Source organism: Vicinamibacteria bacterium (genome assembly GCA_035620555.1).
GTDB lineage: Bacteria > Acidobacteriota > Vicinamibacteria > Marinacidobacterales > SMYC01 > DASPGQ01.
Genome location: DASPGQ010000237.1, coordinates 1 through 8,705, shown reverse-complemented (window position 1 = coordinate 8,705; position 8,705 = coordinate 1). Strand labels below are relative to the sequence as shown.

At 62.4% G+C, this 8,705-nt stretch carries 6 protein-coding genes; 3 read left to right on the top strand and 3 right to left on the bottom strand.

All coding sequences use genetic code 11. The annotated features are described in order from the left end of the window. Positions 1–354 (bottom strand): protein kinase (locus VEK15_10015; protein ID HXV61017.1); only part of this gene is annotated, 354 nt, incomplete at its 3' end. Positions 355–568: 214 nt separating this feature from the next. Between VEK15_10015 and VEK15_10010 the strand changes: the two genes are divergently transcribed. After that, the gene (locus VEK15_10010) at positions 569–2,221 is read left to right on the top strand and encodes an amidohydrolase (protein HXV61016.1); all 1,653 of its coding nucleotides are present in this window, start codon (positions 569–571) and stop codon (positions 2,219–2,221) included. Between the two features lie 61 nt (positions 2,222–2,282). On the opposite strand, the gene VEK15_10005 is transcribed toward VEK15_10010, so the two are convergent. Further along, positions 2,283–3,899, bottom strand: coding sequence for an amidase family protein (locus VEK15_10005; protein HXV61015.1), 1,617 nt, complete (start codon positions 3,897–3,899; stop codon positions 2,283–2,285). A 91-nt stretch (positions 3,900–3,990) separates the two neighbouring features. Then, positions 3,991–6,099, bottom strand: a complete 2,109-nt coding sequence (locus VEK15_10000) for a S9 family peptidase (protein HXV61014.1) — start codon at positions 6,097–6,099, stop codon at positions 3,991–3,993. A 130-nt stretch (positions 6,100–6,229) separates the two neighbouring features. On the opposite strand from VEK15_10000, the gene VEK15_09995 reads away from it, so the two are divergent. Together VEK15_09995 and VEK15_09990 are read left to right on the top strand one after the other, a co-directional pair. After that, entirely contained in the window at positions 6,230–7,765 is a 1,536-nt protein-coding gene (locus tag VEK15_09995; protein ID HXV61013.1) for a 4Fe-4S dicluster domain-containing protein, read from the top strand. Between the two features lie 10 nt (positions 7,766–7,775). Further along, on the top strand, positions 7,776–8,705 hold a 930-nt coding region (locus tag VEK15_09990), incomplete at its 3' end, for a molybdopterin-dependent oxidoreductase (protein ID HXV61012.1).

The window sequence follows — 8,705 nt, the reverse complement described above, 5'->3', positions numbered from 1 at the left end:
CGCAATTCGATCGGCCAGCGTCGGGCCTTCCACGAGCTCGAGCACCAACGCGTTGGACTCGAACCCGTAGATGCCTGCGATGTTCGGGTGGTTCAGCGACGCCAGGAGCTTTGCCTCTCGTTCGAACCGCGCGACACGCTCTGCATCCGCCGCGAGCTCCTCGGGAAGGACTTTGATTGCCACTTCGCGGTCGAGCTTGGTGTCGCGCGCCAGGTGGACCTCGCCCATTCCGCCTTTGCCGATGGGCACGGTGATCTCGTACGGACCGAGCCGGGCTCCCGGGGAGCCCCTGTTTGGCCCGAGAAGCGCAGCTCGCAAACGGTGGCTCGTATCGACACGCTCCGTCTGCTTCACGTCGCACCATCCGGAGAATCTGGCGATAAGAACGAAAAGTTACAAACGATGTTCCTCCGACGAAAGCCAATTCTCGATCCGCAGCGCCGGAACTCGAGCGAACTGATGCAGGTTACCGGAGGCCATCCTAGAAAAACCCTGCGCGGTCGAAAGGGTTCCGAGTCTGCGGTCGCGGCTTTGCCGCTCGCGAATCCTCCATGGTAGGTTCCGAGCGATGCACCAGCCTAATCGACGAGAGTTTCTGGCGAGCCTCGGTGCGCTGGGCCTCGCGCCATTCGAGCGGACCGAAGCCGAGCTGATCCTGCACAATGGCAACCTCATTACGGTCGACGATTCCCAGCCGAAGGCGCAGGCAGTCGCCATCGTTCGGGACCGGCTTTTCGCCGTGGGCTCGGACGACGAGGTGCTCAACCTGGCAACGGCGCGGACGAGGCGCGTGGATCTGGAAGGAAAGACGGTCGTTCCCGGTTTCGTCGACGCTCATACCCATCTGGGCTACTCGGGGCTTCGTCACCTGACGCGGGTCGACTGCGACCTCCGTACCATCGAGGCCATCAAGGGCGCGATCCGTGCCTATGCTCAGGAAACGCCCGTCGGGGAGTGGGTCGCCGGGTTCAAGTACGACGATACGAAGACCGCGGAAGGACGCGCTCTCACGCGCGCCGATCTGGACGACGTGGCACCCGAGCATCCCGTGGTGATCGAGCACCGTGGAGGGCATACCTCGTACGTGAACTCGCTCGCCCTGAAGAAACTCGGTTACGACGAGAGCTCGAACGATCCGCCGGGCGGGCATCTGGGCCGCGACGCCGATGGACGGTTGAACGGAAAGCTCGAGGAGAATGCGTCGTTCGCGGCGATACGAGCGCTTCCGTCCGATTTCACCCGCGAACAGGCGCGAGAAGGTGTCAAGCTCATCTCCCACATGATGGCTGCGGCCGGGGTGACATCGGCCCACGACGCGCTCGGCACACCGGACGACCTGAGGTCCTACCAGGATGCGCGCGAAGCGGGGGAGCTGGCGCTCCGGGTCTACACGCTCATCGACTATGAGTACCTCGACAGGATGCTCGAAGCCGGCATTCGCAGCGGGCTCGGTGACGAGTGGGTCAAGGTGGGAGCGGTGAAGCAGATTTGCGATGGCTCCATCTCGGAGAGGACGGCGCGCCTGAGCGAGCCCTTTATCGGCCGGCCCGATGATTACGGCATCATCGTGACGAAGGAGGAGGACCTCCTGGAGCAGTCGCGAAAGGCCCACGACGCGGGATGGCAGCTGGCGATCCACGCGAACGGCGACGTCGGCATCGATATCACCCTGCGGGTCTACGAGACACTCCAGAAAGAGAATCCGCGCCCGGACCCTCGGTTCCGGCTCGAACATTGCACGGTCATCAACGACGATCTCGTTAGGCGCATCCGCGCCCTGGGTGCCATCCCGAACCCGTTCTCCACCTACGTCTACTATCATGGAGAGAAAATGGTCCACTACGGACCCGAACGGTTGGAGCGGATGTTCGCCGTCCGGAGCTTCCTCGATGCCGGAATCAGGGTTACGCAGACGTCCGATTACCCTCCGGGGCCGTTCGAGCCGATGATGGCGCTACAGTCGAGCGTGACCCGTACCGACGCAAGAGGCAACGTCTGGGGTCCGCAGCAGAAGATCAGCGTCATGGAGGCCATTCGTGTCGGGACCCTCCACGGCGCCTACGCATCCTACGAGGAGAACGACAAGGGTTCCATCGAGGCCGGCAAGCTCGCGGATCTGGTCGTCCTGGGTCAAGATCCGACGCGAGTCGAACCCTCGACGCTCATCGACGTGCCTGTCGAGCGTACGATGATCGGCGGTCGGTGGGTTCACGAAGCTTGAACGATCGAGCGGGGCTGCCATGAACGAGGCTGGGTCTGTTTCGAGCCTCGACGGCATGAAGCTACTGTGACTGCCGAGCCCTCGGTTTGAGCTCCGGAGTCGTTTCCGGAGGCTTACGATGGCGCGTCTTCTGCTCGTAGGCGTAAGCGTATTGCAGGAGCATGCCCTCGGTGAACGGCCGTCCCATGAGCTCGATGCCTACCGGAAGCGCGTCGGCGGTGAAGCCCGCGGGCACGGTGATTGCGGGAAAGCCGATCACCGGGCTCAAGTAGCGGTTGTTACCGATTCCGTAGGCATCGTCGGGTTTCGGGTTCGTGAGGACGTCGGGGGCGATGGGCGTCGGTTGGTGATCGAAAGTGGCATAGACGAGCGCATCGAGCTCGAGGTCGGCCATCAGCTTCACGACGCTCAGGCGAAGCCGTTCCTTCGCGTGCAGGGCGGTAAGGTAGGCGGCGTCGTTCGTCGACTTCCCAACGACGTTCAACAGGCTCGTCGCGCGCCAGGGCGTGACCGTGCCCGTGACCAGTATCTGTCGAAGAGTGGAAGCGGGTGCATTGGGATGTTCGGCGAGATAACCATTCGTCGCTTCCTCAGTTTCATAATCGTTCTCGTCGTAGGTCTTCTCGATGAGCTTCTGAGCGTCGGGAATGGTGACGGGGTCGACGAGCTCGGCGCCGAGCGATCCGAGATCGCGAATCGCGGCGTCGATCACCGTCCTCACCTTCCGGTAATCTTCCGATTCCCGATCGGTCTTGGGATCCATGGGCTCGCGGACGATCCCGAGCCGCGCCCCTTCGAGGCCATCGGCACGGAGAAACGCGCTGTAGGAATCGGGAATATGCCCGACCACGTAGGCGGTCATCGGGTCGTTGGGATCGTACCCGGCGATGACGTCGAGCAGAATGGCGGCGTCACCGACGGTTCGAGTCATGGGGCCGAGCGTGTCGTTCGCGGGCTTCGCGGGCATCATGCCGAATCGGCTGACGAGAGGCACGGTGGGTCTCAACCCGACGAGGCTATGAACCGCGGCCGGCCCTCGAATCGAGCCTCCCGTGTCTTCACCGATCCCGACCATCCCGAAGTTGGCGGCGATGCCTGCGCCGGTTCCGCCGGATGAGCCGCTCGGGTTGCGGGTGGGGTCGTAGGCATTGCGTATGATGCCGAAAGCGGAGCCCACGTAGCGGGAGGCGAACTCTCCCATCGTCGTCTTAGCGAGAATGATGGCCCCCGCCGATCTCATCTTCTCGACGATGGTGGCGTCGCGAATGGGAACGAAATCTCGAAAAACCGCGGAGCCGTAAGTCGTGGGCATATCGCCGGTCTCGACCTGGTCTTTGAGGAGAACGGGGATGCAGTGCAAGGGCCCGAACAGCTTCCCGCCGGACTCGCGGGCTTCGTCGAGCTGGTCCGCTTCTTCGAGCGCTCGCGGGTTCAAGGTCTGGACGGCGTTCAAGTTGGGACCCTGTTTGTCGTAGGCTTCGATGCGGTCGAGATAACTCTGCACCAGCTCGCGACATGTGATGCGTCCCGAGAGCATGGCGGCGTGAACGTCGCCGATCGTCGCCTCGAGTAGCGTGAACGTCTCCGGGCTACTCGATTGCGCGGGCTCGGCGAGCGTGATGCCCAGCACCGTGAGAAAGGCGGCACCTGCCTCCGTGATTCGCTTCGTCGCATTCATGACCCGTCGCCTCCGCCTTCGGCCGGACCAGGGAGATTATGGTCCATTCGCGGCGACGGTGCGAACGGTCGGTACTCGAGCGGTCGTTCGCCTATTCGGTGATTCCCGCGAGATTCAGAAAGAACGCGTACTCGAGCGCCGTCTGGCGATGATAACGGAAGCGGCCCGAGGGGCCGCCGTGACCTGCCTCCATGTTGGTCTTGAGAAGCAGAAGGTTCTCGTCGGTCTTGATCGCTCGCAACTTTGCGACCCATTTGGCCGGCTCCCAGTACTGGACTTGAGAATCGTGATATCCCGTGGTCACGAGCAGGTTGGGATAAGCCTTGGGCACCACGTTGTCATAGGGTGAATAGGAGAGCATGTAATCGTAGTAGTCTTTCTTGTTGGGATCGCCCCATTCGTCGTACTCGCTGGCCGTCAGCGGGATGTCGGGATCGAGCATCGTAGTGACGACGTCGACGAAAGGCACCTCCGCCACGACTCCTTTGAAGAGCTCGGGGGCCATGTTGACGACGGCTCCCATGAGAAGGCCCCCGGCGCTTCCTCCGACGGCGAAGAGGCGGTCGCGGCTGGCATAGCCTTCCTCGACGAGGAACTGCGCGCAGTCGATGAAGTCGGTGAACGTGTTCTTCTTGTCGAGGAGCTTGCCCCTCTCGTACCACTCCCGTCCCATCTCCTCGCCACCCCGAACGTGGGCGATGGCGAACGCGAAACCGCGATCGAGAAGACTCAGCAAAGCGGATTCGAACACCGGATCCAGGCTGTAGCCATAAGAACCGTAGCCGTAGAGGAGCAGGGGACGGGTGCCGTCTTTCTCGAAGCTCTTGGAGAAAACGATCGAAAGGGGCACTCTCGTTCCGTCCCGTGCCGTGGCCCAGAGCCGATCGGTCGTGTAGTCCGACGGATCGTAGCCCCCGACGACTTCTTCACGTTTGAGAAGCGTCTTTTGCCGACTGGCCATGTCATAGTCATAGGTCGACCAGGGCGTCGTCAACGAGGTATAGGTGTAGCGCAGCGTCGGTGTGTCGGCCTCCATGTTGATGTCGATGAACGCGAGGTACGTCGGCTCGCCGAAGTCGACGAGGTACTCTTCGTCAGACCGGGGCCGAACCCGCAGTTGGTTCAAACCGTCTTTGCGCTCTTCGAGCACCAGGTAGTCGTCGAATAGCTCGAACCCGCTGAGAAGCACGTCCTCGCGGTGGGGAACGATCTCTTTCCAATGTTCCTTCGTCGGCGAGGTCACCGGGGTTTCCATCAGGCGGAAGTTGGTGGCGTTCCAGTTGGTCCTGATCGTAAGTCTGTCGCCGTGGTGATCCACGAAGTACTCATGATCGCGCTCCCGCGGCTGGATCACCGTGAAATCGCCCTGGGGCTCGTTCGCGTCGAGAAGCCGGTACTCGGTGCTCAACGTCTGCGAGGAGCGAATCATGACGTACCGCTCGGATTTCGTTCTGAGGACCGAGACATCGAATGTCTCGTCCTTTTCCTCGTATACCAGGACGTCCTGGATGGGATCGGTCCCGACGACGTGGCGGTACACGCGGTACCAACGCAGAGTCTCGGGGTGTTGCTTCGTGTAGAAGTAAGTCTTGCCATCATTGGCCCAGACCCCGTTGCCGGTGACGTTTCGAATCTCCTCCTCGTACATTGCGCCCGATACGAGGTTCTTGAAGCGAACGGTATAGAAGCGCCGGCCCACCGTATCGACCGCGAACGCGAGCGTCGCACCGCTCGGGCTCACCGAGAATGGCGATACCCGGATGGAGAAGAACTCATATCCTTTAGCGAGCTCATCGGCGTCGACGAGAACTTCCTCCTGGCCTTCCGGAGAGCCCTTCTTCCTGCAGTAGATGGGATATTCCTCGTCCTGCTCGTAGCGACGGTAGTAGTAGTCGCCCTGGTAACGATAGGGCACGGAGTCGTCGTCTTTCTTGATTCTCCCGGTGATTTCCCGGAACAACGCGTCCTGAAGCCCTTTCGTGTGACCCATCATCCGGTCGAGGTACGCGTTCTCTGCTTCGAGGTAAGCGACGACATCGGGGTCGTCGCGCTCCTTGAGCCAGTAGTAATTGTCGGTTCGAACCTGGCCGTGAGCTTCGAGCTTGTAAGGAACGACCTTGGCGACCGGCGGAGCGAGCCCCTGGGCGCTCGTGAAAGACGGCGCTAGAAGAGCGAGAGCGAGCAGGATGGCGATACGCATCGAAGCGGACTGTACCCCGGCTCGCCCGGAAAATCCATGGACTGAAGCCGGCCGCACCGGACCGCTGGGACGCTCGCGTCCATCCCATTTTTTTGATACCACTTCGACCGCAGGAGAGATGTTTCTAACGATGGAACCCCACACTGAGGCCGCGACCGAAGGGACGAAAAAGTGGGCGAAGGTCATCGATCACACGCGCTGCATCGGGTGTCACGCGTGCAGTACGGCCTGCAAGTCGGAGAATCTCGTTCCCCTCTCGGTGAACCGGACATACGTCAAGTACGTCGATGTGGGAACGTTCCCCCACGCGCGACGAAGCTTCCAGGTGACCCGATGCAATCAATGTGACGACCCGCCCTGCGCGGCTGCCTGCCCGACAGGCGCGATGTATCAGCGTCGCGATGGCATCGTAGACTTCGACAAATCGATCTGCATCGGCTGCAAGGCATGCATCGCCGCCTGTCCCTACGACGCGATCTTCATCAATCCCGAGGATCACTCCGCCGAAAAATGCAACTTCTGCGCGCATCGAATCGACGTAGGGCTCGAGCCGGCCTGTGTGGTGGTATGCCCAACGGAAGCCATCTTCGTGGGCGATCTCCTTGATCCCGATTCTCGCGTGGCGAAAACGGTCGGCAGGGAAGCGGTTACCGTGAGACGACCGGAGAAGGATACGCGGCCCAAGCTCTTCTATCAGGGTGCCCACCAGGCCACGCTCGATCCCATCGCCGCGCGCCGGCCAGAAGGCAAGCTCTTCCTCTGGAGCGAGCAGGGAGAGAACGCCAATCAGGTGACTTCCGGCTGCCCGGACGGGTACAACAACGCCGCCTCCGCCCTTCTCGCGTACGACGTTCCCCACCGGGCGCCGTGGGACTGGCGGGTCAGCCTCTACACCTGGACCAAGGGGATCGCTTCGGGTGCGTACCTGGTGGCGGCGCTGCTGTTCTTGTTCGGGCTTGTTCCTGTGGGAAGTCCGCTGTGGCTCTGGGGTGCGCCGATTCTGGGCGGCGCGTTTCTCGCGGCGACCGGTGCGATACTCATCTGGGACCTCGAGCACCCCGAGCGCTTCTATATGATCTTCACTCGAGCCAGATGGCAGAGCTGGTTGGTCCGTGGCGCTTTCGTCATCGCCGGCTACTCGGTGGTGCTCGGCGTCCATTTCATGGCAAGCCTCGGTGGGACGCACGGGATCCAGTCCGCGCTTACGCTGGCCGGAATCCCTCTGGCGCTCATGACCGCCATCTATACGGCCTATCTGTTCGCGCAGTCGAAGGCGCGGGACCTATGGCAGAATCCGCTCCTTCCGCTGCAGTTCGCCGTTCACGCGCTTCTCGCCGGGGCCGCGACCCTGCTTCCTCTCGCGTTGGCCTGGGAGCCCGCGGCGGTTCGATCTCTCGAGTGGATCGTCGGTGCCTCGAGCGCCCTCCATCTCCTCCTGATCTGGGGCGAGAGCACGCTGGCTCACGTCACCGCACACGCGCGACTGGCCGCCTGGGAAATGACGCACGGCGCCTATCGCAAATACTTCTGGGGCTCGGTCGTGCTGACGAGCCTCGGAGTCTTTGCCCCGCAGTTGGGATTGTTCCCGGCCCTCGCCGCGCTCATTGGGTTGCTCGCCTACGAGCATGCCCACGTCCAGGCGGCGCAGGTCGTACCGCTCGCATGAAGGGGGCTCGATGAAGGAGAGACCGCAGGCCACACGGGTGAAGGCAGACCGAAGGGAAACCGAGGCCCGCGGGGAAACGTTCTATTCCGGACCGAGCCGGATCGGACTCGCGTCCTTTCCGCCCAAGGAGCGCTGGGATGATTGGGTGGAGCTCGACACCCGTGCCTGGCCGCGGCGAGTCGAACGTCGCTACATGCTGGTGCCCACCACCTGCTTCAACTGCGAGTCGGCTTGCGGGCTTCTCGCCTATGTCGATCGCGACACCGGGGAAATTCGGAAGCTGGAGGGAAATCCGGAGCACCCCGCTTCCCGCGGACGCAATTGTGCCAAGGGGCCCGCCACCGTCAATCAGATCAACGATCCGGACCGCATCCTTGATCCGCTGAAGAGAAGCGGAAAACGCGGAGCGAACCAGTGGCACCGAGTTTCCTGGGACGAGGCGCTCGACGACATCGCGAGCCGCGTCCGCAAGGCGATCCAGGAGGAACGGCGTAACGAAGTCCTCTACCACGTCGGCCGACCCGGCGAAGACGGCTACACCGAACGCGTGATGGCTGCCTGGGGGCTCGACGGTCACAACTCGCACACGAACATTTGCTCATCGGGTGCCCGGGCGGGTTACCACTACTGGATGGGCTACGATCGCCCGAGCCCCGATCACGCGAACGCCCGAGTCATTCTCCTGGTGAGCGCCCATCTGGAGTCGGGTCATTACTTCAATCCCCATGCCCAGCGCATCATCGAGGGCAAGAAAGACGGCGCGAAGCTCATCGTGCTCGACGTGCGGTTGTCGAATACCGCGACTCACGCGGACCATTGGCTCGCGCCCTATCCGGGGAGCGAAGCCGCCATCTTCCTCGCGATCGCGCGCTATCTGGTGGAGAACCGGCTCTACAACCGTGACTTCGTCCGGAGGTGGTGGAACTGGCAGGAGTATCTG